The following is a 682-nucleotide window of genomic DNA, read 5'->3' as shown; positions in this document are numbered from 1 at the left end:
AGTCATGACCACCGGCATAGCCGGTGGCTTGCTGTCAGCCCTGTAAGGGCCTGATACCGGCAGCAGCTAAAGCTGCGTTTCACAACAGCATCCATTGCTCGCAACCCCTAAAGGGGTACTTCCGTCATTCCGCTCCGAACCGATCCGCCTCTTCCTGGTTTTGGATGTACTTCTTGATCACCTCTTCGTTCAATCCCACGGTGCTCACATAGTATCCACGTGCCCAAAAAGCTCTATCCTTTCCGGTTCTCCGCCTCCATTCCGGATGTCGATCATACAGCATCAGGGCACTTTTCCCCTTCAGATACCCCATGATTCTCGACACCGATTCTTTCGGCGGTATTCTCACGCTCAAGTGGATGTGATCCTTGCTGATCGACCCTTCCACTATCTCAATCTTCTTCATCTCCAACAATTGCCGCAAGATCCCTTTCAACTCCTCGCGACATTCCCCGTACAACACCTTCCTCCGATACTTCGGGATCCACACGATGTGGTAGGTGCAATCCCAGCACGTGTGTGCTAGACTCTGTTCTGTCATCTGGCCTCCTGTCTTCTGTTCGGATGCGTTGTGAACCGCAACCAAACTGTATCACGGGAGGCCTTTTCTTTCGAAACATTTGTTCGGGTCTAACCACCTATCGCACCACAGGCTCAGCCTGTGGATTTCTTACACTATTAA

At 51.6% G+C, this 682-nt stretch carries 1 protein-coding gene; it reads right to left on the bottom strand.

All coding sequences use genetic code 11. The features are described 5' to 3' along the window. Window positions 1–124: 124 nt before the first annotated feature. Window positions 125–541 carry an IS200/IS605 family transposase gene (gene tnpA, locus ACODJP_RS13760; protein ID WP_422482469.1) on the bottom strand — a complete coding sequence of 139 codons (417 nt, stop codon included), beginning with the start codon at window positions 539–541 and terminating at the stop codon, window positions 125–127. Window positions 542–682 lie beyond the last annotated feature (141 nt).

The organism is Pleomorphochaeta sp. DL1XJH-081 (assembly GCF_049310885.1).
Taxonomy (GTDB): Bacteria; Spirochaetota; Spirochaetia; order Sphaerochaetales; family Sphaerochaetaceae; genus CAYZJV01.
The sequence above is the reverse complement of the archived record's forward strand: the minus strand, read 5'-3'. Positions and strand labels throughout refer to the sequence as shown.